General features: G+C 60.0%; 21 protein-coding genes. 1 reads left to right on the forward strand and 20 read right to left on the reverse strand.

What is annotated here, in order from left to right:
• Positions 1-32: 32 nt before the first annotated feature.
• From surE to K5E37_RS00905, 5 genes are read right to left on the reverse strand one after another with little or no spacing between them, the layout of a single operon-like run.
• A complete protein-coding gene (surE, locus tag K5E37_RS00885) occupies positions 33-782 on the reverse strand; it encodes a 5'/3'-nucleotidase SurE (protein ID WP_007954824.1) in 750 nt (249 codons plus the stop codon).
• Positions 770-1828 (reverse strand): tRNA pseudouridine(13) synthase TruD, encoded by a 1059-nt coding sequence (truD, locus tag K5E37_RS00890; RefSeq protein ID WP_011332702.1) that lies wholly within the window; start codon positions 1826-1828, stop codon positions 770-772. The genes surE and truD overlap by 13 nt, the downstream gene beginning before the upstream one ends.
• On the reverse strand, positions 1825-2298 hold the full coding sequence (ispF, locus tag K5E37_RS00895; RefSeq protein WP_007954821.1) for a 2-C-methyl-D-erythritol 2,4-cyclodiphosphate synthase: 474 nt from the start codon (positions 2296-2298) through the stop codon (positions 1825-1827). The genes truD and ispF overlap by 4 nt, the downstream gene beginning before the upstream one ends.
• 43 nt (positions 2299-2341) lie before the next feature.
• On the reverse strand, positions 2342-3187 hold the full coding sequence (gene fghA / locus K5E37_RS00900; protein ID WP_085605227.1) for an S-formylglutathione hydrolase: 846 nt from the start codon (positions 3185-3187) through the stop codon (positions 2342-2344).
• 55 nt (positions 3188-3242) lie between these two features.
• Positions 3243-4355 (reverse strand): S-(hydroxymethyl)glutathione dehydrogenase/class III alcohol dehydrogenase, encoded by a 1113-nt coding sequence (locus K5E37_RS00905; protein ID WP_007954819.1) that lies wholly within the window; start codon positions 4353-4355, stop codon positions 3243-3245.
• A 115-nt stretch (positions 4356-4470) separates the two neighbouring features.
• Between K5E37_RS00905 and K5E37_RS00910 the strand changes: the two genes are divergently transcribed.
• Positions 4471-5367, forward strand: a complete 897-nt coding sequence (locus K5E37_RS00910) for a LysR substrate-binding domain-containing protein (RefSeq protein WP_007954817.1) — start codon at positions 4471-4473, stop codon at positions 5365-5367.
• Here K5E37_RS00910 and ispD read toward each other — a convergent pair.
• The 15 genes from ispD to bamA all read right to left on the reverse strand — a co-directional run bounded on the left by ispD (position 5364) and on the right by bamA (position 23955).
• Positions 5364-6071, reverse strand: a complete 708-nt coding sequence (ispD, locus tag K5E37_RS00915) for a 2-C-methyl-D-erythritol 4-phosphate cytidylyltransferase (protein WP_221532911.1) — start codon at positions 6069-6071, stop codon at positions 5364-5366. The genes K5E37_RS00910 and ispD overlap by 4 nt on opposite strands.
• The gene (ftsB, locus tag K5E37_RS00920; protein WP_003222158.1) at positions 6068-6346 is read right to left on the reverse strand and encodes a cell division protein FtsB; all 279 of its coding nucleotides are present in this window, start codon (positions 6344-6346) and stop codon (positions 6068-6070) included. Before ftsB ends, ispD begins: the two co-directional genes overlap by 4 nt.
• 171 nt (positions 6347-6517) lie before the next feature.
• Entirely contained in the window at positions 6518-7807 is a 1290-nt protein-coding gene (eno, locus tag K5E37_RS00925; protein ID WP_007954808.1) for a phosphopyruvate hydratase, read from the reverse strand.
• A 156-nt stretch (positions 7808-7963) separates the two neighbouring features.
• Positions 7964-8809 (reverse strand): 3-deoxy-8-phosphooctulonate synthase, encoded by an 846-nt coding sequence (gene kdsA / locus K5E37_RS00930; protein ID WP_007954807.1) that lies wholly within the window; start codon positions 8807-8809, stop codon positions 7964-7966.
• Between the two features lie 5 nt (positions 8810-8814).
• Positions 8815-10446, reverse strand: coding sequence for a CTP synthase (locus tag K5E37_RS00935; RefSeq protein WP_007954805.1), 1632 nt, complete (start codon positions 10444-10446; stop codon positions 8815-8817).
• Between the two features lie 274 nt (positions 10447-10720).
• Complete coding sequence (gene tilS / locus K5E37_RS00940; RefSeq protein WP_221532912.1) at positions 10721-12049, reverse strand: tRNA lysidine(34) synthetase TilS; 1329 nt, start codon at positions 12047-12049, stop codon at positions 10721-10723.
• Between the two features lie 146 nt (positions 12050-12195).
• Positions 12196-13143 carry an acetyl-CoA carboxylase carboxyltransferase subunit alpha gene (locus tag K5E37_RS00945; protein WP_007954801.1) on the reverse strand — a complete coding sequence of 316 codons (948 nt, stop codon included), beginning with the start codon at positions 13141-13143 and terminating at the stop codon, positions 12196-12198.
• Positions 13144-13282: 139 nt separating this feature from the next.
• Positions 13283-16804, reverse strand: coding sequence for a DNA polymerase III subunit alpha (gene dnaE / locus K5E37_RS00950; protein ID WP_221532913.1), 3522 nt, complete (start codon positions 16802-16804; stop codon positions 13283-13285).
• A gap of 76 nt (positions 16805-16880) precedes the next feature.
• Positions 16881-17507 carry a ribonuclease HII gene (gene rnhB, locus K5E37_RS00955; RefSeq protein WP_007954798.1) on the reverse strand — a complete coding sequence of 209 codons (627 nt, stop codon included), beginning with the start codon at positions 17505-17507 and terminating at the stop codon, positions 16881-16883.
• Between the two features lie 11 nt (positions 17508-17518).
• On the reverse strand, positions 17519-18649 hold the full coding sequence (lpxB, locus tag K5E37_RS00960; protein ID WP_011332691.1) for a lipid-A-disaccharide synthase: 1131 nt from the start codon (positions 18647-18649) through the stop codon (positions 17519-17521).
• A 2-nt stretch (positions 18650-18651) separates the two neighbouring features.
• Complete coding sequence (gene lpxA / locus K5E37_RS00965) at positions 18652-19428, reverse strand: acyl-ACP--UDP-N-acetylglucosamine O-acyltransferase (protein WP_007954792.1); 777 nt, start codon at positions 19426-19428, stop codon at positions 18652-18654.
• Complete coding sequence (fabZ, locus tag K5E37_RS00970; protein WP_003222142.1) at positions 19425-19865, reverse strand: 3-hydroxyacyl-ACP dehydratase FabZ; 441 nt, start codon at positions 19863-19865, stop codon at positions 19425-19427. Before fabZ ends, lpxA begins: the two co-directional genes overlap by 4 nt.
• Positions 19866-19971: 106 nt before the next feature.
• Complete coding sequence (gene lpxD / locus K5E37_RS00975; protein WP_007954790.1) at positions 19972-21027, reverse strand: UDP-3-O-(3-hydroxymyristoyl)glucosamine N-acyltransferase; 1056 nt, start codon at positions 21025-21027, stop codon at positions 19972-19974.
• Between the two features lie 3 nt (positions 21028-21030).
• Entirely contained in the window at positions 21031-21534 is a 504-nt protein-coding gene (locus tag K5E37_RS00980; protein ID WP_003222140.1) for an OmpH family outer membrane protein, read from the reverse strand.
• 45 nt (positions 21535-21579) lie between these two features.
• Positions 21580-23955, reverse strand: coding sequence for an outer membrane protein assembly factor BamA (bamA, locus tag K5E37_RS00985; RefSeq protein ID WP_007954787.1), 2376 nt, complete (start codon positions 23953-23955; stop codon positions 21580-21582).
• Positions 23956-24000: the final 45 nt, after the last annotated feature.

Here is a 24000-nt window from a genome sequence, read left to right on the forward strand (position 1 = left end):
GCTGCGCAGCCTGTCGTCTTGTTCACGAGCCATCAGTTGAGCCCCTCCAGCCAGCCGTCGAGACTTCTGAAGGCATCATTGAAGGTGCGATCGAGCTGCAACGGAGTGATGGATACGTAACCTTGCATCACGGCATGGAAATCGGTGCCCGGCCCGCCGTCTTCCGCATCACCTGCCGCTGCGATCCAGTAACCGGCCTTGCCGCGCGGGTCCACGACTTTCATCGGTGCCGCCGCACGGGCGCGATGGCCGAGACGGGTCAGTTGAATGCCGCGAATGTGATCGATCGGCAGATTCGGAATGTTCACGTTCAACACCGTGCGCGGTGGCAGATCGAGCCCGGCGTGGGCCTCGACCAGTTTGCGCGCAAAGTAGGCAGCCGTGGGCAGGTTGTCGACCTGGCGCGAAACCAGCGAGAAGGCAAACGACGGGCGCTCGAGAAAGCGGCCCTCGAGGGCGGCTGCCACCGTTCCGGAATACAGCACGTCATCACCCAGGTTGGCGCCCAGGTTGATACCCGAAACCACCATGTCCGGCTCGCGTTCGAGCAACCCGTTGAGCCCCAGATGGACGCAATCGGTCGGTGTGCCATTGAGGCTGATAAAGCCGTTGGCCAGGTATTGCGGATGCAGCGGACGGTCGAGTGTCAGCGAGCTGCTGGCACCGCTCTTGTCCTGTTCCGGGGCGATAACCACGCACTCGGTGTAATCCGCCAGCGCAGCATAAAGCGCGGCAAGACCGGGCGCAGTCACCCCATCGTCGTTAGAAATCAGAATACGCATGGGCTGTCCGTCTGCCCCACCGGCACCAGATCAACGAGTTCGCGCACCAATACGGTGGCGAAGCATCCGGCCGGGAGGACGAATTCCAGTTGCAGAATGTCAGGCTCGGGATAATGCCACGTCAACCCGCCAATGGGCAGCCGCAGGATGCGACGTTCGTGGCTCATACCGGCATTAATCAACCAATCGCGCAGATCCGCCTCGCGTGCGGCAATTCCCTGCTCCAGATCATGGACAACCCCGGCCGCCGGCGAGTCACCTTCGCCCCACTGCGGGCCGGTCGGATGCAGGTCGAGAATCGCCAGGCGCGGGTCGCTGCACTCGGCCTCACCGGCCGGGAAAAAGCTGCGGCTGTCGGTAAACGCCAGCAGATCGCCGACCTGGGCACGCTGCCAGGTGCCATCGGCGACCCGCGCCGCGAGCACCTGATTGAACAGAAAACTGCGCGCGGTCGACAGCAGGCGCGAACGCACATTGCGTTGTTCCGGCAGTGCCTTGCGCGCGGCCCACGAACGGGCATCGACGACGTTGCCACCGTCATGGCCGAAACGCTGGGCGCCGAAGTAATTCGGGATGCCTTGTTTGGCGATCAGTTGCAGACGCTCGTCGATGGCAGCCTTGTCGCCATTGAACTGGGTCAGGCGCAGGGTGAAACCGTTGGCCGAATGCGCACCGCGCTGCAGCTTGCGCTTGTGGCGGGTGGTCTTGAGGATTTTCAGCGTGTCGTTTTCCGCCGCCGACAGATCCGGATCGGCCTTGCCCGGGAGTTGCACGCTGAACCACTGACGGGTCAGCGCCTGACGATCCTTGAGCCCGGCATAGCTCACCGTACGCAGCGGCACACCGGCGGCCTTGGCGATACGGCGCGCGGCTTCTTCAGTATTCAGGCCGCGCTTTTCCACCCAGATCCACAGGTGCTCGCCGTCACCGCTGAACGGAATGTCGAGGACTTCATCGACCTGGAAATCTTCGGCGATGGCTTTCAGTACCGCGGTGCCGAGGGCGTCACCATAGGCCCGCGGGCCGAGCAGTTGCAGTTCGTTCATGCGCGCAGCAACAAGGCAACGGAATGCACGGCGATGCCTTCTTCGCGACCGACGAAGCCAAGCTTCTCGGTGGTGGTGGCTTTCACGTTCACTTGATCCAGTTCTACTTGCAGATCCGCGGCAATCAGCGCGCGCATCGATTCGATATGAGGGGCCATCTTCGGTGCCTGGGCAACGATGGTGTTGTCGACGTTGCCGACCTTCCAGCCTTTGGCGTGGATCAGACTGACCACGTGACGCAGCAGCACTCGGCTGTCAGCACCCTTGAATTGCGGGTCGGTGTCCGGGAAATGCTTGCCGATATCGCCCAGCGCAGCGGCACCGAGCAAGGCGTCACTCAAGGCATGCAGCAGGACGTCACCGTCGGAGTGAGCGAGCAGCCCGAAGCCGTGTGCGATTCGCACGCCGCCCAGAGTAATGAAATCGCCTTCAGCGAAACGGTGCACATCATAGCCGTGGCCAATACGCATAAAAAAACGCCCCGAATTTTGTCAGGGCGTGATTCTACCTGCATTAACCCTTCAGGGCGCGTGCGTGATGCTGCAAGTGGTCGTCAATGAAGCTCGCGATGAAGAAATAGCTGTGGTCGTAGCCCGGTTGCAGGCGCAACGTGAGCGGATGACCCGCTTGTTTTGCCGCTTGTTGCAGGGCTTCCGGTTTGAGTTGGGTGGCGAGGAAATCGTCGCGATCACCCTGATCGACCAGCAGTGGCAGTTTCTCGTCCGCTTCGGCGATCAGTGCACAGGCATCCCACTCGCGCCACTTCGAACGGTCTTCGCCCAGATAGCGGGTGAATGCCTTCTGGCCCCACGGGCAGTCGATCGGATTGTTGATTGGCGAAAACGCCGAAACCGACTGGTAACGACCCGGATTGCGCAACGCACAGACCAGCGCACCGTGACCGCCCATGGAATGGCCGCTGATGCTGCGCTTGTCCGACGCCGGGAAATGCGCTTCAACCAGTGAAGGCAATTCCTGCACGACATAGTCATGCATCCGATAGTGCCGCGACCACGGTTCCTGCGTGGCATTCAGATAAAACCCGGCACCGAGGCCGAAATCCCAGGCGCCATCAGGATCGCCCGGGACATCCGGACCACGGGGGCTGGTGTCCGGCGCCACGATGATCAGGCCGAGCTCTGCCGCCATGCGCATCGCGCCGGCCTTCTGCATGAAGTTCTCGTCCGTGCAGGTCAGGCCCGACAGCCAGTACAGCACCGGCAACTTGCCGCCCTGCTCTGCCTGCGGCGGCAGATACACGGCAAACACCATGTCGCAACCCAGCACTTCGGAACGATGGCGATAGCGCTTGTGCCAACCGCCGAAACTTTTCTGACAGGAGATGTTTTCCAGACTCATGTAGGACTCCTACGCAGCCACGGCTGCACATCGGCAGCCGTGGCATCGCGATTGATCAGAAATGAATGACGGTGCGAATGCTCTTGCCTTCGTGCATCAGGTCGAAGGCTTTGTTGATGTCTTCCAGGCCCATGGTGTGAGTGATGAAAGTATCCAGCGGGATTTCGCCGCTTTGCGCCATGTCGACGTAGCTTGGCAATTCGGTACGGCCACGCACGCCACCGAACGCCGAACCACGCCAGACGCGGCCGGTGACCAACTGGAACGGACGGGTAGCGATTTCCTGGCCGGCACCGGCCACACCGATGATGACCGACTCGCCCCAGCCTTTATGGCAGCACTCGAGGGCTGCGCGCATCAGTTGCACGTTGCCGATGCATTCGAAGGAGAAATCGACGCCGCCATCGGTCATGTCGACGATCACTTCCTGGATCGGACGATCGAAGTCTTTCGGGTTCACGCAGTCGGTCGCACCCAGTTGCTTGGCGATTTCGAACTTGGCCGGGTTGATGTCGATGGCGATGATGCGCGAGGCCTTGGCTTTCACCGCGCCAATCACGGCAGACAGACCGATGCCGCCGAGACCGAAGATGGCCACGGTGTCACCTGGTTTGACCTTGGCGGTGTTGATCACTGCGCCGATACCGGTAGTCACGCCGCAACCGAGCAGGCAGACCTTTTCCAGCGGCGCATCCTTGGAGATCTTGGCCACGGAGATTTCCGGCAGCACGGTGTACTCGGAGAACGTCGAAGTACCCATGTAGTGGAAAATCGTTTGTCCCTTGTAGGAAAAGCGCGAAGTACCGTCCGGCATCAGGCCCTTGCCCTGAGTGGCGCGAATGGCCTGACACAGGTTGGTCTTGCCCGACTTACAGAATTTGCACTGGCCACATTCCGGGGTGTACAGCGGAATCACGTGGTCGCCGACGGCCACCGAGGTCACGCCTTCGCCGATCGCTTCGACGATGGCGCCGCCTTCATGGCCGAGGATCGACGGGAAGATACCTTCCGGGTCAGCGCCGGACAGGGTGTAAGCGTCAGTGTGGCAAACCCCGGAAGCCACCACGCGCAGCAACACTTCACCGGCCTTGGGCATGGCGACATCGACTTCTACGATTTCCAGCGGCTTCTTGGCCTCGAAGGCAACGGCGGCGCGCGACTTGATCATGCTGACTCTCCAGTGAATCCATTGAATAAAAACCAGACAGGGAGTGTAGTCCAGCGCTGCTTGATGAATAATCCGGACAAAAGCAAAACATTATTGCCATACAGGGATAATCCCGATGTCTGAAAACCGCTGGGAAGGTATCGACGAGTTCGTCGCCGTTGCCGAATGCAGCCAGTTCACTGCCGCTGCCGAACGCCTGGGCGTTTCTTCCTCGCACATCAGTCGACAAATCGTACGACTGGAAGAGCGTTTGCAAACGCGACTGCTGTATCGCAGCACCCGGCGCGTCACGCTTACCGAAGCCGGCCAGACCTTCCTGCAACATTGCCAGCGTCTGCAGGATGGTCGCGAAGAAGCGTTGCGCGCAGTCGGCGACCTGACCAGCGAACCCAAAGGCATGCTGCGCATGACCTGCGCCGTGGCGTATGGCGAACGCTTCATCGTGCCGCTGGTGACCCGGTTCATGGGGCATTACCCGCAACTGCGCATCGATATTGAACTGACTAACCGGCAACTCGATCTTGTGCATGAAGGCCTGGACCTGGCGATTCGTCTTGGGCGCCTTCAGGATTCCCGTTTGGTGGCGACTCGCCTGGCACCGCGGCGCATGTATCTGTGTGCATCGCCTTCCTACCTTGAACGGTACGGACGCCCACACAGTTTGTCGGAACTGGGACGACACAATTGCCTGATCGGCAGTTCGGACATCTGGCAGCTTGAACAAAACGGGCGGGAATTTTCCCAGCGGGTACAGGGAAACTGGCGCTGCAACAGTGGGCAAGCGGTGCTCGATGCGGCACTACAAGGTGTCGGCTTGTGTCAGTTGCCGGACTATTACGTGCTGGAGCATCTGCACAGCGGTGCGTTGATTTCTTTGCTGGAGGCGCATCAACCGCCGAATACGGCGGTGTGGGCGCTGTATCCGCAGCAACGGCACTTGTCGCCGAAGGTGCGCAAACTGGTGGATTTTCTCAAGGAAGGTTTGGCCGAACGGCCGGAGTACCGGATTTAACGACGATTGGTCCAGCGCTGACGCAACCATTCGAGGTCTTCGGGGCGGGTGACTTTCAGGTTATCCGCACGGCCTTCGATCAGGCGCGGCGCCATGCCGGCCCACTCCATCGCCGAGGCTTCATCGGTGATCACTGCATCCGCCACCAGACTGTCGGCCAAAGCCCGGTGCAGCGCACCGAGGCGGAACATCTGCGGCGTATAGGCTTGCCAGATCACACTGCGATCGACGGTTTCCACCACCCGACCGTGCTTGTCGACCCGTTTCAAGGTGTCCTTCGCTGGCACGGCCAACAGGCCGCCGACCGGATCGTTCGCCAGCTCAGCGAGCAATTTGTCGAGATCGTCACGGCTCAGATTGGGCCGCGCCGCATCGTGCACCAGCACCCAGTCCTCGTCGTCGGCACCTTGGGCATGCAGATGAAGCAAGGCGTTGAGCACCGAGGCGGAACGTTCGGCACCACCGTCGACACGCTGAATTCGCGGATCGCTGGCGCTGGCCAGGTTCGGCCAATAAGGATCATCGACGGCAAGACTGACCACCAGGCCCTTCAGGCTCGGGTGATCGAGGAAACAGCCGAGGCTGTGTTCGAGAATTGTGCGCCCGCCCAGTTGCAGGTATTGCTTGGGACGGTCCGCGGCCATACGGGCACCGACGCCCGCGGCAGGAATCACGGCCCAGAAGGCCGGCAGGGAATCGATCATTGGGCCAACTGGTAAAGGGTTTCGCCGTCCTTGACCATGCCCAGTTCGTGACGAGCCCGCTCTTCAACGGTCTCCATGCCTTTTTTCAACTCGCTGACTTCAGCGTCCATCACCCGGTTGCGCTCCAGCAAGGCTTCGTTCTCGGCGTGTTGATCAGCAATCTGCTGATTCAGTTCGGCGACTTGCGCCAGACTGCCATTGCCCACCCACAGGCGGTACTGCAGACCGGCCAGCAGCAAGAGCAAAACGAGAAACAACCAGTAAGGACTGCGCATCGAATATCAGGTATCCAGTGAAAAAAGACAGCCACGCCAAAACTTTGAAGCATCTGATAGCACGAAGCCTGGAATATCCAGGCTTGTGCATATAAGGCATCAGATTAGTGGCAAATCCATCGCTGTCACGACTTTTCCGACACAATCCGGTGTCTTTCTATCATTTACTGCTCAGCCGCGAAACTCGCTGCGACCGTTGTACTTGGCCTTGCCATTCAACTGCTCTTCGATACGCAGCAGTTGGTTGTACTTGGAAACGCGGTCGGAACGGCACAGCGAACCGGTCTTGATCTGGCCAGCCGAAGTACCCACAGCCAGGTCGGCAATGGTCGAATCTTCGGTTTCGCCCGAACGGTGCGAGATCACGGCGGTGTAACCGGCAGCCTTGGCCATCTGGATGGCTTCCAGGGTTTCAGTCAGGGTGCCGATCTGGTTGAACTTGATCAGGATCGAGTTGGCGATCTTTTTATCGATGCCTTCTTTCAGGATCTTGGTGTTGGTCACGAACAGGTCGTCGCCTACCAGCTGGGTCTTCTCGCCGATCTTGTCGGTGAGGATCTTCCAGCCAGCCCAGTCGGACTCGTCCAGACCGTCTTCGATCGAGATGATCGGGTAACGCTCGGTCAGACCTTTGAGGTAGTCGGCGAAACCTTCAGCGGTGAACACCTGGCCTTCGCCGGACAGGTTGTACTTGCCGTCTTCGAAGAACTCGCTGGCCGCGCAGTCCAGAGCCAAGGTCACGTCGGTGCCCAGCTTGTAACCGGCGTTGGCAACAGCTTCGGAGATCACTTTCAGTGCGTCTTCGTTGGACGCCAGGTTCGGCGCGAAACCGCCTTCGTCACCGACAGCAGTGCTCAGGCCACGGGCCTTCAGCACAGCTTTCAGGTGATGGAAAATCTCGGTGCCCATGCGCAGACCTTCCGAGAAAGACTTGGCGCCAACCGGCTGAACCATGAATTCCTGGATGTCGACGTTGTTGTCGGCGTGTTCGCCACCGTTGATGATGTTCATCATCGGAACCGGCATCGAGTACACGCCCGGGGTGCCGTTCAGGTTGGCGATGTGAGCGTACAGCGGCAGGTCCTGATCCTGTGCAGCCGCCTTGGCCGCAGCCAGGGACACGGCGAGGATGGCGTTGGCGCCCAGGGTCGCTTTGTTTTCAGTACCGTCCAGCTTGATCATCGCGTGATCCAGCGCTTTCTGGTCGCTTGGGTCGGTGCCCAGCAGCAGATCGCGGATCGGACCGTTGATGTTGGCTACCGCCTTGAGCACGCCCTTGCCCAGGTAACGGCTCTTGTCGCCATCACGCAGCTCGAGCGCTTCACGCGAGCCAGTGGATGCACCGGACGGCGCGCAAGCGCTGCCGATGATGCCGTTGTCGAGAAGCACGTCCGCTTCCACGGTGGGATTGCCACGGGAGTCGAGAACTTCACGACCTTTGATGTCGACGATTTTTGCCATTGTTGTAAACACTCCAAAGTTGACGAAAACGACGCAGCTAGAGGAAATCTTTTTACCGTCGGCAAGTGGTGTGCAGCGGGCAGCTTGCAGACGACAACGCTCATACCCGAGGGCATGAGCGACAAATCGTGCGGTACTTTACCGGAGAATTGAGGTTTACGCGGTTTCTACCGTCGGAAAACTCTTCACCAGTTCGTCCAGGGCTTTGAGCTGGGCCAGGAATGGCTCCAGTTTGTCCAGACGCAAGGCGCAAGGGCCGTCGCATTTGGCGTTGTCCGGATCCGGGTGCGCTTCGAGGAACAGGCCCGCCAGCGACTGGCTCATGCCAGCCTTGGCCAGGTCGGTGACCTGGGCGCGGCGACCGCCGGCGGAGTCGGAACGACCGCCAGGCATTTGCAGCGAATGGGTCACGTCGAAGAATACCGGGTACTCGAACTGCTTCATGATGCCGAAGCCGAGCATGTCGACCACGAGGTTGTTGTAGCCGAAGCTCGAACCGCGCTCGCAGAGGATCAACTGATCGTTACCCGCTTCCACGCACTTGTTCAGGATGTGTTTCATTTCCTGAGGCGCGAGGAACTGGGCTTTCTTGATGTTGATCACAGCGTTGGTCTTGGCCATCGCGACGACCAGATCGGTCTGGCGCGACAGGAAGGCCGGCAGCTGGATGATGTCGCAGACCTCAGCGACGACCGCGGCCTGGTCAGGCTCGTGGACGTCGGTGATGATCGGCACGCCGAAGGCTTGTTTGATGTCCTGGAAGATGCGCATGCCCTCTTCCAGGCCAGGACCGCGATAGGAGGTCACAGAAGAACGGTTGGCCTTGTCGAAGCTGGCCTTGAAAACGTAAGGGATGCCGAGCTTTTCGGTGACCTTCACGTACTCTTCGCAAACCTGCATGGCCATGTCACGGCTTTCCAGCACGTTCATGCCGCCGAACAGCACCATGGGTTTGTCGTTGGCAATCTCGATGTCGCCGACGCGGATGATCTTCTGTGCCATCGGGGTTACGCCTTCTTCTGGTGTTGAGCCAATGCCGCTTTGACGAAGCCGCTGAACAGCGGATGGCCATCGCGTGGCGTCGAGGTGAACTCTGGGTGGAACTGGCAAGCGACGAACCAAGGATGATCCGGGGCTTCGACCACTTCAACCAGCGCTGCATCGGAAGAGCGACCGGAGATTTTCAGGCCGGCTTCGATGATTTGCGGCAGCAGGTTGTTGTTCACTTCGTAACGGTGACGGTGACGCTCGACAATCACATCCTTGCCGTAGCAGTCGTGCACCTTGGAGCCGGCTTCGAGCAGGCATTCCTGAGCGCCGAGGCGCATGGTGCCGCCCAGATCGGACGCTTCGGTACGGGTTTCGACTGCACCGGTAGCGTCTTCCCACTCGGTGATCAGACCGACAACCGGATGGCCGCTGGCACGATCGAACTCGGTGGAGTTGGCGTCTTTCCAGCCCAGCACGTTACGGGCGAACTCGATGACCGCCACTTGCATGCCCAGGCAGATACCCAGGTACGGAACCTTGTTTTCGCGAGCGTACTGAACGGCAGTGATCTTGCCTTCCACGCCACGCAGACCGAAGCCGCCCGGTACGAGGATCGCGTCGACGCCTTCCAGCAGCGCAGTGCCCTGGTTCTCGATGTCTTCGGAATCGATGTAGCGCAGGTTGACCTTGGTACGGTTGGTGATGCCGGCGTGACTCATCGCTTCGATCAGCGACTTGTAGGCGTCCAGCAGCTCCATGTACTTGCCGACCATCGCGATGGTGACTTCGTGCTCTGGATTCAGCTTGGCATCGACGACCTTTTCCCACTCGGACAGGTCGGCACCATTGCATTGCAGACCGAAACGCTCGACGACGAAATCGTCCAGACCCTGGGCGTGCAGCACGGCCGGGATCTTGTAGATGGTGTCGACGTCTTCCAGGGAGATCACCGCACGCTCTTCAACGTTGGTGAACAGTGCGATCTTGCGACGCGACGACACATCCACCGGATGGTCCGAGCGGCAGATCAGCACGTCTGGCTGCAGACCGATCGAACGCAGTTCCTTCACGGAGTGCTGGGTCGGCTTGGTCTTGGTCTCGCCCGCAGTGGCGATGTACGGAACCAGGGTCAGGTGCATCAGCATCGCGCGCTTGGAACCGACTTCCACACGCAGCTGGCGGATGGCTTCGAGGAACGGTTGCGACTCGATGTCGCCAACGGTACCGCCGATTTCCACCAGGGCCACGTCGGCATCGCCGGCACCCTTGATGATGCGACGCTTGATTTCGTCGGTGATGTGCGGAATCACCTGGATGGTTGCACCCAGGTAGTCACCACGGCGCTCTTTGCGCAGCACGTGTTCGTAGACACGGCCGGTGGTGAAGTTGTTGTTCTGGGTCATGGTCGTGCGGATGAACCGCTCGTAGTGGCCCAGGTCCAGGTCGGTCTCGGCGCCGTCGTGGGTGACGAACACTTCACCGTGCTGGAACGGGCTCATGGTGCCCGGGTCGACGTTGATGTACGGATCCAGCTTCAGCATGGTGACCTTAAGCCCCCGCGCCTCCAGGATGGCCGCCAATGAAGCCGATGCAATGCCTTTCCCCAAAGAAGAAACAACACCGCCCGTGACGAATATGTAGCGCGTCATGAAAAACCCTAGAAGTCTGCGTTAAAGCGGTCCGAGCCGCCGGGGAAAGCGAAGGAAGGCCGAAGCCCCCGATCACCTGCATTAATCACAGTGCACCTTTCAAAAAAACCGCCGCGTTGGGACAGACCGGAAGTGAAAACACCGGTACGTTGCTCGCTACACATTTTTTGGAATCGCCCAGCAAAGACTGCTTGGTAATCGGCAACTCCTGCAATTCAGGCGAATCCACAGAAGTTGTATCAAGAAGGGAGCGTAGTCTACCGGAATGCCCCCTTCATCTCAAACCTTGATCTTCGTCAGAAGGCTGCCAATGCAATCGCCAGCCTTCCAGAGGATTGCCGTCGAGCCCCGTCAGGTTCGCCACGGCGAGCAATTCTTCACCGCGAAACAGCAGCGGCAATCTGCCACGCATGAAGCCCGGCACCGCGCGTTCATTGAGCAGGCGCTTGAGGTCGCGATGGCCGCGTCCCGCCAGCTCCATCACCTCGCCGCCCTGCCGATAGCGGATTTGCAGCGGCCCGGCGGGAGTCTGACCGCTGAACATGACACGTCCGTTATCGGGCAAGCGTAGCGCTGACGACAGGTCATGCCAGTCGCCGCTGACCACCGGTGCGCGTAGCCATTGCCCGCTGAGCCACCACAAGCGACCGGCGCCTCGATGCAACTCGCCATCCGCCAGACGCCAGATCGGCGAGGTATCGTTGCCGGCATCACGCAGGTCCGCCCAACCCGACCAATGGTCGGTATCCGGCAGTCGGGTCAAAGGTTCAAGCCAGTGACTGAGCGCGTTTCGCTGACGGGCCTCGGACAAGCCTTCGATGACTGCAAACTCCAGTGACGGCAATCCCGACCACTCGAACTCGCCGGGCAAGTTCGCTGTAGTCAGATCGATTTGCGCCAGCTCATCGAGCAAGCCTTGCGCCTCACGCAAATGCGCCGCACTGCGGGACATGCTGGCGTGCGCCTGCGGCCAGCGACCGGTCAGCAGCGGCATGACCTGATGGCGCAGATAGTTGCGTGAGAACTGCCGATCCTGATTCGACGGGTCATCGACCCAGAGCAGGCCATGGCTCTGCGCATAGGCTTCCAGCTCTGCACGAGCAACATCGAGCAACGGCCGAGCCAGACTACCCTGCCCCAGCACGCGTTGGGCTGGCATGCCTGAGAGTCCTCGGACCCCGGCGCCACGCAGCAGACGAAACAACAGCGTTTCAGCCTGATCGTCACGGTGCTGACCGGTCAACAGCACATCATTGGACTGAGTCGCTGCACTGAACGCTGCATAACGCGCATCCCGCGCCGCCCGCTCGACACTCGCCCCCGGCTGCACCTGTACACGTACCACTTGCAACGGCACCGCCAGCTCATCGCAAATAGCCTGACAATGCGCCGGCCACGCGTCGGCCGCAGCTTGAAGGCCGTGATGAACATGGATGGCGCTTAGCGCCGGAATGGATCGGGTTTTGGCGAGACTGGCCAGAAGGTGCAGCAGAACGGTGGAATCGAGCCCACCGGAGAAGGCGATGCGCCAATGGGAAGCACCGAGCCAGGGCTTGAGATTGCGCAGAAGCCTGGAAGGCAAATCAATCGAGGGCTGACCCATTTTTCTACCTTTTCACAAACCAAATGTGGGAGCGGGCTTGCTCGCGAAAGCGGTGAAACAGCCAACACAGTCGTTGAATGTTACATCGCATTCGCGGGCAAGCCCGCTCCCACAGTGTTTTGCATCGTTGGCCGAAACGGCTCGACTTAGAGACCGTAGCTCATCAGACGATCGTAACGACGCTTGAGCAGCGCTTCGTTGTCGAACTTCTTCAACATCGCCAGTTGCGAGCTCAGCTCGGCGCGGATCGATGCAGCGGCAGCGGCCGGATCACGGTGGGCGCCGCCCAGAGGCTCGCCGATCACCTTGTCGACGATACCCAGGCCTTTCAGACGCTCGGCGGTGATGCCCATCGCTTCAGCAGCATCCGGCGCCTTCTCTGCGGTTTTCCACAGAATCGAAGCGCAACCTTCCGGCGAAATCACCGCGTAGGTGGAGTACTGCAGCATGTTCAGCTGGTCGCACACGCCGATCGCCAGTGCACCGCCGGAACCACCTTCACCAATCACGGTGGCGATGATCGGGGTTTTCAGGCGAGCCATGACGCGCAGGTTCCAGGCAATCGCTTCGCTCTGGTTGCGCTCTTCGGCGTCGATGCCAGGGTAGGCACCCGGGGTGTCGATGAAGGTCAGGATCGGCATCTTGAAACGCTCGGCCATTTCCATCAGGCGGCAAGCCTTGCGGTAGCCTTCCGGACGCGGCATGCCGAAGTTGCGGCGTACCTTTTCACGCACTTCACGGCCCTTCTGGTGACCGATCACCATCACTGGCTGGTCTTCCAGACGTGCCACGCCGCCCACAATGGCCGCGTCGTCGGAGAAGTGACGGTCACCGTGCAGTTCGTCGAACTCGGTGAAGATGTGGTCGATGTAGTCCAGGGTGTAAGGACGTTTCGGGTGACGCGCCAGACGTGCGATCTGCCAGCTGGTCAGCTTGCCGAAGATGTCTTCGGTCAGCGTCTTGCTCTTGTCCTGCAGGCGGGAGATCTCATCGCCGATATTCAGCGAATTGTCATTACCGACCAAGCGCAACTCTTCGATCTTGGCTTGCAGGTCGGCGATCGGCTGTTCGAAATCTAGAAAATTCGGGTTCATAGGCGTCCGTCTTGGGTCGTGTCCCAAATGAGCTTGGGCCGGCCGGTTGTCTATTCGCGCCCTACCTTAAGGGAGAGGCGCGCTGAGGTCGAGATTAAAAATTCAGGTTGTGGGCAGGCGCTTTGATGGCACCTGCCGGTCAACGGTATTGGAGGAAGACGTTGTCTCGCCCGAACTGGTCACGCAGGGCTTGAATCAAGGCATCCGCCGGGTCGATCCGCCAGGTCTCGCCAAACTGCAGCAAGGTCTTCGCATCAGGACTGGTGTATTCCATGGTGATCGGGCACGCCCCGCGATGACGCTTGAGCAAATCCCCCAACCAGCGTAGCTGATCGCCTTTCAGGTCCTGGGTCTGCAACTTCAGGCGCAAGCTCTCGGCGAGGTTGGTGCGCGCATCTTCCATGCTCATCACCCGCTTGACGCGCAGCCGCAGGCCACCGGAGAAGTCATCGTTGCTGACCTCGCCTTCGACCACCACCATCGCATCGGTCTGCAGCAGCGATTGCGCGGAGTGGAACGCATCGGCGAACAGCGACGCCTCGATCCGCCCGGAGCGGTCGTCGAGGGTGATGAACCCCATCTTGTCGCCCTTTTTGTTCTTCATCACCCGCAGGGCAATGATCATCCCCGCCACGGTCTGGGTGTCCCGGGCCGGTTTCAGGTCGATGATGCGCTGACGGGCGAAACGGCGGATTTCGCCTTCGTACTCGTCGATCGGGTGACCGGTCAGGTACAGGCCCAAGGTGTCTTTTTCACCTTTGAGGCGTTCCTTGAGGGTCAGCTCTTTCGCCTTGCGGTGGATCGCGTAAACGTCCGCGTCTTCCTCGACGAACAGCCCGCCAAACAGGTCGGCGTGACCGCTGTCACGGGTGCGCGCGGTCTGCTCGGCCGACTTGATCGCCTCTTCCATCGCCGCCAGCAGCACGGCGCGGTTGCGGTCGATGTTGGCCTGATAGGCCTTTTGCTCGTCATGGAAGTACGGGCCGAGGCGATCCAGCGCGCCGCTGCGGATCAGACCGTCCAGCGTGCGCTTGTTGATGCGCTTGAGGTCGACCCGGGCGCAGAAGTCGAACAGGTCCTTGAACGGACCGGCCTGACGGGCCTCGGTGATTGCTTCCACCGGGCCTTCGCCGACGCCTTTGATCGCGCCTAGGCCATACACGATGCGGCCTTCGTCGTTCACCGTAAACTTGAACTCCGAAGTGTTCACGTCCGGCGCGTCGAGGCGCAGCTTCATCGTGCGCACTTCCTCGATCAAGGTCACGACCTTGTCGGTGTTGTGCATGTCCGCCGACAGTACCGCGGCCATGAACGGCGCCGGGTAGTGGGCTTTCAGCCAGGCAGTCTGGTACGAGACCAGGCCGTAGGCGGCGGAGTGGGATTTGTTGAAGCCGTAACCGGCGAATTTCTCTACCAGGTCGAAAATGTTACCGGCCAGATCCGCGTCGATATTGTTCGACGCGCAACCCTCAATGAAACCGCCGCGCTGCTTGGCCATTTCCTCGGGTTTCTTCTTGCCCATCGCCCGACGCAGCATGTCCGCACCACCGAGGGTGTAACCGGCCATGACCTGGGCGATCTGCATCACCTGTTCCTGATACAGGATGATGCCGTACGTCGGCGCCAGTACCGGCTGCAAACCTTCGTACTGGTAATCCGGGTGCGGATAAGCAAGTTCTGCCCGACCGTGCTTACGGTTGATGAAGTCATCCACCATGCCGGATTGCAATGGGCCCGGACGGAACAGGGCCACCAGTGCGATCAAGTCTTCGAGGCAGTCGGGCTTGAGCTTTTTGATCAGCTCTTTCATGCCACGGGATTCAAGCTGGAACACTGCGGTGGTTTCAGCTTTTTGCAGCAACTGATAAGTCGGTTTGTCATCCAGCGGGATGAACGCGATGTCCAGCGGCGGCTCGTTGACCTTCGCGCGGTCGCGGTTGATGGTTTTCAGCGCCCAGTCGATGATCGTCAGGGTCCGCAGGCCGAGGAAGTCGAACTTCACCAGACCGGCCGCCTCAACGTCATCCTTGTCGAACTGGGTCACCAGGCCGTCGCCGGCCTCGTCGCAATAGATCGGCGAGAAGTCGGTCAGCTTGGTCGGCGCGATCACCACACCACCGGCGTGTTTACCGACGTTACGCACCACGCCTTCGAGCTTGCGCGCCATCTCCCAGATTTCCGCCGCTTCTTCATCGACCTTGATGAAGTCACGCAGGATTTCTTCCTGCTCGTAGGCTTTTTCCAGGGTCATGCCGACTTCGAACGGAATCATCTTCGACAGGCGATCCGCCAGGCCGAACGACTTGCCCTGGGCCCGCGCCACGTCACGCACCACGGCCTTCGCGGCCATGGAACCGAAGGTGATGATCTGGCTTACGGCGTTACGGCCGTATTTTTCGGCCACGTAATCGATTACCCGGTCGCGACCGTCCATGCAGAAGTCGACGTCGAAGTCGGGCATCGATACCCGTTCCGGGTTAAGGAAACGTTCGAACAGCAGGTCATATTCCAGCGGGTCGAGGTCGGTGATCTTCTGCACATAGGCCACCAGCGAACCGGCACCCGACCCCCGGCCTGGGCCCACCGGCACGCCGTTGTTCTTGGCCCACTGGATAAAGTCCATCACGATCAGGAAGTAACCGGGGAACCCCATCTGGATGATGATATCCAGCTCGAAATTCAGCCGGTCGACGTAGACCTGACGCTTGGCCTCGTAGTCTTCGGTGGTGTCCTTGGGCAGCAGCACGCTGAGGCGATCTTCCAGACCGTCGAACGACACCTTGCGGAAATACTCGTCGATGGTCATGCCATCGGGAATCGGATAGTCGGGCAGGAAGTGCTTGCCCAGCTTCACGTCGATGTTGCAGCGCTTGGCGATCTCGACGGTGTTCTCGATCGCATCCGGCAGGTCGCTGAACAGCTCGGCCATTTCTTCGGCGCTTTTCAGGTACTGCTGATCGCTGTAGTTCTTCGAACGCCGCGGATCGTCGAGGGCCCGGCCCTCACCGATGCAGACGCGGGTTTCGTGAGCGGCGAAGTCTTCCTGCTTGATGAAGCGCACATCGTTGGTGGCGACCAGTGGTGCGCCAAGCTTGTCGGCCAGGGCCACGGCGCCGTGCAGCTGTTCTTCGTCATTCGGACGGTTGGTGCGCTGGACTTCCAGATAGAAACGATCCGGGAACACCGCCATCCATTCGCGCGCCAGGGTTTCGGCCTCGGCAGGGTTGCCGCCGATCATGGCCATACCGATCTCGCCTTCTTTGGCGGCGGACAGCATGATCAGGCCCTCGTTGGCCTCGGCGACCCATTCACGCTCGATGATGATCATGCCGTTGCGCTGACCTTCGATGAAGCCACGGGAAATCAGCTCGGTCAGGTTGCGATAGCCCTGGGCATTCATGACCAGCAGGCTGAGGCGGCTCAACGGACCATCCGGGTCCTTGTTCGACAGCCACAGGTCGGCGCCGCAGATCGGCTTGATCCCCGCGCCCATGGTGTTTTTATAGAATTTGACCAGCGAACACATGTTGTTCTGGTCGGTCACCGCAACGGCCGGCATGCCCATGCCGGTCAGGGCCTTGACCAGCGGCTTGATCCGCACCAGCCCGTCGACCAGGGAGTATTCAGTGTGCAGGCGTAGATGAACGAATGAAGCCGGCATAGTGATCCTGTCCAGTTACATAGAGACAACAAGGCCCGGATTGTACCGGGCCCCGAACAAAACATCAGCCTCGCCGCTAAACCTGCGCGAGACCTTCCAGCGCTTCATAAGCCTGCCGAACCGGGGCAAAGGAACGCCGGTGAATCGGCGTCGGCCCGAGACGCACCAGCGCTTCCAGATGAACGGGCGTCGGGTAGCCTTTGTGGCCGCCGATGCCGTAACCCGGGTAGATCAATTCGAACGCCGCCATCTCGCGGTCGCGGCTGACCTTGGCCAGAATCGAGGCCGCTGCAATGGCCGGGACCTTGCTGTCGCCCTTGACCACCGCTTCGGAACGCATCGGCAGTTTCGGGCAGCGGTTGCCGTCGATCATCGCCAGTTTCGGCTGGATGTGCAGGCCAGCGACGGCGCGCTGCATCGCCAGCATGGTGGCGTGAAGGATGTTCAATTCGTCGATTTCTTCGACTTCGGCGCGGGCGATGCACCAGCTGAGCGCCTTCTCGCAGATTTCGTCGTAGAGCTTTTCGCGCTTGGCTTCGGTGAGTTTCTTCGAGTCGTTGAGACCGAGAATCGGCCGGTTCGGATCGAGGATCACCGCTGCGGTGACGACCGCGCCGCACAACGGGCCGCGCCCGACTTCATCGACACCGGCCACCAGTTCTTCGACTTCGGCGACCAGGGTGAAATCCAGGCCCATCTGCATGCTTGTCTTGCTCATCGTGTTTGCCCGATCAGGTTCAGAACGGCGTCAGCCGCCTGATTGGAAGCGTCCAGGCGCAGAGTGCGATGAATTTCGTCGAAACCGCGGGTCTGTTCTTCGCCACCGTCGATCAACGGCGACAAGGTCTGGGCGAGCGCCTCGACCGTCGCATCATCCTGCAACAATTCCGGCACCAGCAATCGCTGGGCCAGCAGGTTTGGCAGGGATACGTACGGGCTCTTGACCATGCGCTTGAGAATCCAGAACGTCAGCGGCGCAAGGCGATAAGCCACGACCATCGGGCGCTTGTAAAGCAGCGCTTCCAGGGTCGCCGTACCCGACGCGATCAGGACCGCATTGCACGCCGCCAGGGCCAGATGGGATTTGCCATCGAGCAGAGTCACCGGCAGGTCGCGGCCGGCCAGCAGCTCTTCGAGCTGGGCACGGCGCTCGGGGTTGGCGCACGGTATGACGAAACGCACGCCCGGGCGCATGGCCCGCAGGCGTTGGGCGGTATCAAGGAACAGCGCACCCAGACGACTGACTTCGCCGCCCCGGCTGCCGGGCATCAAAGCCACCAGCGGGCCGTCCGGCAGACCGAGTTCGGCCCGCGCAGCGGCGCGATCGGCCTCCAGTGGAATGGTGTCGGCCAGCGTGTGGCCGACGAACCGCACCGGTACGCCCTTCTCTTCGTAGAATCTGGCTTCGAACGGCAACAGCGTGAGCATCAGGTCGCAGCCTTCGCGGATCTTCAGCACCCGCTTCTGCCGCCATGCCCACACCGAAGGGCTGACGTAGTGCACGGTCTTGATCCCGGCCTGACGCAGCTTGAGTTCGATATTGAGGTTGAAATCCGGCGCATCGATGCCGATGAAGACATCCGGCTTTTCAGCGATAAGCGTGGCGATCAGGTCCTTGCGGCGCTTGAGCAATTCACGCAACCGACCGAGAACTTCCACCAGCCCCATGACCGACAGACGCTCCATCGGAAAATAGGAGGTCAGGCCTTCGGCCTGCATCAGCGGGCCGCCGACACCAATGAACTCCACCGCAGGATGCTGTGCCTTGAGGGCACGCATCAGACCGGCGCCCAGAATGTCACCGGAAGCCTCCCCCGCCACCAGCGCAATACGCAGATTGGCCATGGTCAGCGGGTGATGCCGCGGGTCGACGACTGGATGGAGTCACGGAACATCGCGACCTCCGGGAACTGTGCAGACGGCTCGGCCAGTTCGGCCAGCGCCTGTTCGACGGTGAGGCCCTGGCGATACACCGTTTTGTACGCACGGCGCAGGGCGTGAATGGCGTCTTCGCTGAAACCGCGACGGCGCATGCCCTCGAAGTTCATGCTGCGCGCTTCGGCCGGGTTGCCGAATACGGTGACGAACGCCGGAACGTCCTTGCCGATCGCCGTGCCCATGCCGGAAAAGCTGTGGGCGCCAATGTGGCAATACTGATGCACCAGGGTGAAACCGGACAGGATCGCCCAGTCATCAACGTGCACATGGCCGGCCAACGCAGTGTTGTTGACCAGGATGCAGTGGTTGCCGATGACGCTGTCATGTCCGATGTGGGCATAGGCCATGATCAGGTTGTGATCACCCAGGGTCGTTTCGGAACGATCCTGAACGGTGCCACGGTGAATCGTCACGCCTTCGCGGATGACGTTGTGGTCACCGATCACCAGGCGGGTTTCTTCGCCCTTGTATTTCAGGTCCGGCGTATCTTCGCCTACCGAGGAAAACTGGTAGATGCGGTTGTGCTTGCCGATACGGGTCGGACCTTTGAGGATCACGTGTGGCCCGATGACCGTTCCCTCGCCGATTTCCACACCTGCACCGATGATCGACCACGGGCCGACCTCGACGCCATCAGCCAGGACGGCCGACGGATCGATGATTGCGCGAGGGTCAATCAAACTCATAGCTTGCGTTCCGCACAGATGATTTCAGCCGAGCAGACCGGTTTGCCATCGACCGAAGCCTGGCATTCGAACTTCCAGATCTGACGCTTGCAGCTGATGAACTTGGCTTCAAGGATCAACTGATCACCCGGCAGCACCGGCTGGCGGAAGCGCAGCTTGTCGGAACCGACGAAGTAGTAAAGCGTGCCGTCGGCCGGTTTCACGTCAAGCATCTTGAAACCGAGGATCCCGGCAGCCTGAGCCATGGCTTCGATGATCAGCACGCCCGGCATGATCGGATGCGCAGGGAAGTGACCATTGAAGAACGGTTCGTTGATGCTGACATTCTTGTAGGCGCGAATGCGCTTGCCTTCCGTATCCAGCTCCACTACCCGGTCCACCAGCAGGAACGGGTAACGGTGAGGCAGGTATTCGCGAATCTCGTTGATGTCCATCATTTCGGGGGGAAGCCTATGTAAAGATTGGGAGCGCGACTGACGCGCACTCCTCTAGCAAATCAAGGAGGCAGTCCAGAGGCTGTGCACACTTGATATGGAAATGGTATCAGCCTTCAGATGAAGCATTACCGTCGGGGGTCACTTCCCCGGACCGCTTTTCCAGCTGTTTCAAACGTCGCGCGATGTCATCGAGCTGACGAATACGGGCCGCGCTTTTGCGCCATTCGGCCGCAGGTTGCATGGCTGTGCCGGAAGAATAGGCACCCGGCTCGGTAATCGAGTGGGTCACCATGGTCATCCCGGTCAGGAATACGTTGTCGCAAATATCGATGTGCCCGACCAGGCCAACACCCCCGGCGAGCATGCAGTGCTTGCCAATCTTGGTGCTGCCGGAAATCCCCACGCACGCTGCCATGGCGGTATGGTCACCGACCTGCACGTTGTGGGCGATCTGAATCTGGTTGTCGAGTTTCACGCCGTTACCGATCACGGTATCGGCCAACGCACCGCGGTCGATGGCGGTATTCACGCCAATCTCCACATCGTCGCCGATGGTCACGCCACCGATCTGGGCAATTTTCTGCCAGATGCCCTTCTCGTTGGCAAAGCCGAAGCCTTCACCGCCGAGCACGGCCCCGGACTGGATCACCACACGCTTGCCGATCCGCACATCGTGATACAGCGTGACCCGCGGGGCCAGCCAGCCGCCCTCGCCGATTTCACTGCGGGCACCGACGACGCAATGTGCGCCGAGCGTTACGTCCGCGCCGATTCGAGCACCGGCTTCGATCACCACGAAGGGACCGACACTGGCACTCGGATCGACCACGGCGTCCTCGGCGATCACCGCCGTCGGATGAACGCCGGCAGTTGCCTTGGGCTTCGGATCGAACAGATGGGAAATGCGCGCGTAAGCCAGGTAAGGATCCGGCACCACCAGCGCATCACCGGCATAACCTTCCGCGTCGGCAGCCTTGAGCAACAGGGCTGCAGCTTGCGAGCCTGCCAGGTATTTACGGTATTGGGGGTTTGCCAGAAAGCTCAACTGAGCTGGGCCAGCCTCCTGCAAGGTGGCTAGCCCAGTAATTTGCTTCTCGGGGTCGCCACTCAGGGTGGCGCCGAGGAACTCGGCCAACTGGCCGAGCTTGATGGTCACGGTCATGGGTTACTTCAGCTGATTCATGCGCTCGATAACCTGGCGCGTGATGTCGTACTGAGGTTTGACATCGATCACTGCGCCACGCTCGAACACCAGGTCAAAACCACCTTTCTTGATGACTTCTTCCACTGCGCTATCCAGTTTCGGCTTCAGTTGCTTGAGCATTTCGCGGTCGGCAACAGCCTTGGCTTCGTTCAGCTCCTTGGACTGGAACTGGAAGTCACGAGCCTTTTGCTTGAACTCAAGCTCCAGACGCTCGCGCTCGCCTTGCTGCATCTTGTCACCACCGGCCATCAGACGATCCTGAATGCCCTTGGCGCTGCTTTCCAGGGTCTTGAGTTTGGTCAGTTGCGGGCCGAACTTCTTCTCGGCATCCACGGCGTACTTCTTGGCCGCGTCGGATTCCAGCAGAGCCATCTGATAGTTCAGAACGGCGATTTTCATGTCGGCAAATGCCGGGCCTGCCACCAGTACGGAGGCCAGGAGAACCAATTGAGTCAACTTACGCACGATGCACTCCTACAAAATCCATTGTCGTTATCTTGGGTCAGACGCTTAGAACGTCTGGCCGAGGGAGAATTGGAACACTTGAGTTTCAGCGTCATCCGGTTTCTTGATCGGCATCGCCAGTGCAAAACTCAGCGGGCCCAGTGCGGTAACCCAGGTCACGCCGACACCGACGGAGCTGGCCATGTTGCTGAGGCTGATGTCGTTGCACTGAGTGTTCGATTTAGTACCGTTGGCGTTCGTAGTATCGGAACACTTGGAGTCGAATACGTTACCGACATCCCAGAATACCGAAGTACGCAGGGAACGCTGATCCTTGACGAACGGCAGCGGGAACAGAACCTCGACACCGCCCTGGATCAGGACGTTACCACCGAACGGCAGCGGATCCTGGTCCGGGTCAGCCAATGTGCCCGGGTTGGTGCCTCGGCTCGGCGTACTGCGCGGGCCCAGGGTGCTGTCCTTGAAGCCACGAACCGAGTTGAAACCACCAGCATAGTAGTTTTCATAGAACGGCAAGCCGTCGGTCGAACCGTAACCGTCGCCATAACCCAGTTCGGTGTGCAGGCGCAGGGTGTAGTTTTCGCTGATCGGCTGGAACAGCTGACCACGGTAATCAAGTTTGTAGAACGACAGATCGCTGCCTGGAACGGTGGTTTCCAGCGTCAGGCTCTGGGAGCGACCACGGGTCGGCAATACACCCTTGTTCAAGGTGGACTCGGACCAGCCGGCGGAGGCCTTGAAGTTCAGGTACTTGTCGCCTTCTTTGTTAACGAAGTCGAAAATCTCGTCAACGGTGTAGGTACCGGTCTTGATCTCATCCTGTTGAACGGACAGGCCGAAGGTCAGACGCGAAGTCTCGCTGATCGGGTAGCCCACGTTCACGCCGGCGCCCAGGCTGTCTACCGCATAGCTCGCTACGTCGACGTCGAGGTCTTTGTAGTCGGTGGTGCGGTAGAAGGCGTTGTAACCCAGGCTCACGCCATCGGCGGTCCAGTAGGGGTCAACGTAGCCGAAGTTGTAGCGGCTCTGGTATTCGCTGCGGGTCAGGCCGACGCTGACGCGGTTACCGGTACCGAGGAAGTTGTTCTGGGTGATCGAACCACCGAGGATCAGACCGGCGCTCTGGGCGAAACCGACGCTGGCGGTGATCGAACCGGAAGCCTGCTCTTCAACGCTGTAGTTCACGTCAACCTGGTCGTCGACACCTGGCACGGCCGGGGTCTCGACGTTGACTTCCTTGAAGAAGCCCAGACGCTCCAGACGGGTCTTGGACTGGTCGATCAGGTAGGTCGAAGCCCAGCCACCTTCCATCTGACGCATTTCACGACGCAGCACTTCGTCCTCGGACTTGGTGTTGCCACGGAAGTTGATGCGGTTGACGTAGGCACGCTTGCCCGGATCGACAGCGAACAGGATATCGACGGTGTGATCTTCGTCGTGCGGTTGTGGCACGCCGTTGACGTTGGCGAAGGTGTAACCCTCGTTACCCAGACGACGGGTGATCAGCTCGGAGGTGGTGGTCATCAGCTTGCGCGAGAACACCTGCCCTTTCTGCACCAGCAACAGGGACTTGACCTGATCTTCAGGAACCTTCAGGTCACCGCTGAGCTTGACGTCACGAACGGTGTACTTCTCGCCTTCGTTGACGTTGACGGTGATGTAGACGTGCTTCTTGTCCGGGGTGATGGACACCTGGGTCGAAGCGATATCCATGTTGATATAGCCGCGGTCCAGGTAGTAGGAACGCAGACGCTCCAGGTCACCGGACAGTTTTTCACGGGCGTACTTGTCGTCGTTCTTGAAGAACGACAGCCAGTTGGTGGTTTTCAGTTCGAACAGGTCGGTCAGGTCTTCCTCGGGGAAAACCGTGTTGCCCACCACGTTGATGTGCTGAATGGCAGCGACGGTGCCTTCGTTGATCTTCACTTTCAGGCCGACACGGTTGCGCGGCTGCGAGACCACTTCGGTATCGACGGTAGCCGAGTAGCGACCTTGTGCAACGTATTGACGTTGCAGCTCGTTACGCACACCTTCGAGGGTCGCGCGCTGGAAGATCTCGCCTTCGGCCAGACCGGATTGCTTGAGGCCTTTCATCAGGTCTTCGGTGGAGATCGCCTTGTTGCCCTCGATCTCGATGCTCGCGACCGAGGGACGTTCGACGACAGTGATCACCAGAACGTTGCCTTCGCGGCCCAGCTGGATATCTTGAAAGAAACCGGTTTTGAACAACGCACGAGTGGATTCCACCAGGCGACGATCATCCGCCTGCTCGCCGACGTTCAACGGCAAGGCACCAAAGACGCTACCCGCGGAGACCCGCTGGAGGCCATTGACGCGAATATCAGAGATAGTGAAGGACTCGGCGTGAACTTCGGCGATCATCAATACGGTGAGAACCGCAGTTAGCAGCAGACGTTTCATGAAGTCCTTTCTTATTCCAACTGGCAATAAACAAACTGCCGCAAA

The organism is Pseudomonas sp. RIT778 (assembly GCF_019718735.1).
Lineage (GTDB): Bacteria > Pseudomonadota > Gammaproteobacteria > Pseudomonadales > Pseudomonadaceae > Aquipseudomonas > Aquipseudomonas aphyarum.

Coding starts and splice junctions, on each gene's coding strand:
- K5E37_RS00910 (WP_007954817.1), top strand. CDS start 4,471: ATGTCTGAAAACCGCTGGGAAGGTATCGACGAGTTCGTCGCCGTTGCC.
- K5E37_RS00945 (WP_007954801.1), bottom strand. CDS start 13,143: ATGAACCCGAATTTTCTAGATTTCGAACAGCCGATCGCCGACCTGCAA.
- lpxA (WP_007954792.1), bottom strand. CDS start 19,428: ATGAGTTTGATTGACCCTCGCGCAATCATCGATCCGTCGGCCGTCCTG.
- fabZ (WP_003222142.1), bottom strand. CDS start 19,865: ATGATGGACATCAACGAGATTCGCGAATACCTGCCTCACCGTTACCCG.
- rnhB (WP_007954798.1), bottom strand. CDS start 17,507: ATGCAGATGGGCCTGGATTTCACCCTGGTCGCCGAAGTCGAAGAACTG.
- bamA (WP_007954787.1), bottom strand. CDS start 23,955: ATGAAACGTCTGCTGCTAACTGCGGTTCTCACCGTATTGATGATCGCC.
- kdsA (WP_007954807.1), bottom strand. CDS start 8,809: ATGGCACAGAAGATCATCCGCGTCGGCGACATCGAGATTGCCAACGAC.
- ispF (WP_007954821.1), bottom strand. CDS start 2,298: ATGCGTATTGGCCACGGCTATGATGTGCACCGTTTCGCTGAAGGCGAT.
- lpxD (WP_007954790.1), bottom strand. CDS start 21,027: ATGACCGTGACCATCAAGCTCGGCCAGTTGGCCGAGTTCCTCGGCGCC.
- surE (WP_007954824.1), bottom strand. CDS start 782: ATGCGTATTCTGATTTCTAACGACGATGGGGTGACTGCGCCCGGTCTT.
- tilS (WP_221532912.1), bottom strand. CDS start 12,049: ATGGGTCAGCCCTCGATTGATTTGCCTTCCAGGCTTCTGCGCAATCTC.
- K5E37_RS00935 (WP_007954805.1), bottom strand. CDS start 10,446: ATGACGCGCTACATATTCGTCACGGGCGGTGTTGTTTCTTCTTTGGGG.
- K5E37_RS00905 (WP_007954819.1), bottom strand. CDS start 4,355: ATGATCAAGTCGCGCGCCGCCGTTGCCTTCGAGGCCAAGAAGCCGCTG.
- eno (WP_007954808.1), bottom strand. CDS start 7,807: ATGGCAAAAATCGTCGACATCAAAGGTCGTGAAGTTCTCGACTCCCGT.
- ispD (WP_221532911.1), bottom strand. CDS start 6,071: ATGATCGATTCCCTGCCGGCCTTCTGGGCCGTGATTCCTGCCGCGGGC.
- dnaE (WP_221532913.1), bottom strand. CDS start 16,804: ATGCCGGCTTCATTCGTTCATCTACGCCTGCACACTGAATACTCCCTG.
- ftsB (WP_003222158.1), bottom strand. CDS start 6,346: ATGCGCAGTCCTTACTGGTTGTTTCTCGTTTTGCTCTTGCTGCTGGCC.
- truD (WP_011332702.1), bottom strand. CDS start 1,828: ATGAACGAACTGCAACTGCTCGGCCCGCGGGCCTATGGTGACGCCCTC.
- lpxB (WP_011332691.1), bottom strand. CDS start 18,649: ATGGCCAATCTGCGTATTGCGCTGGTGGCGGGGGAGGCTTCCGGTGAC.
- fghA (WP_085605227.1), bottom strand. CDS start 3,187: ATGAGTCTGGAAAACATCTCCTGTCAGAAAAGTTTCGGCGGTTGGCAC.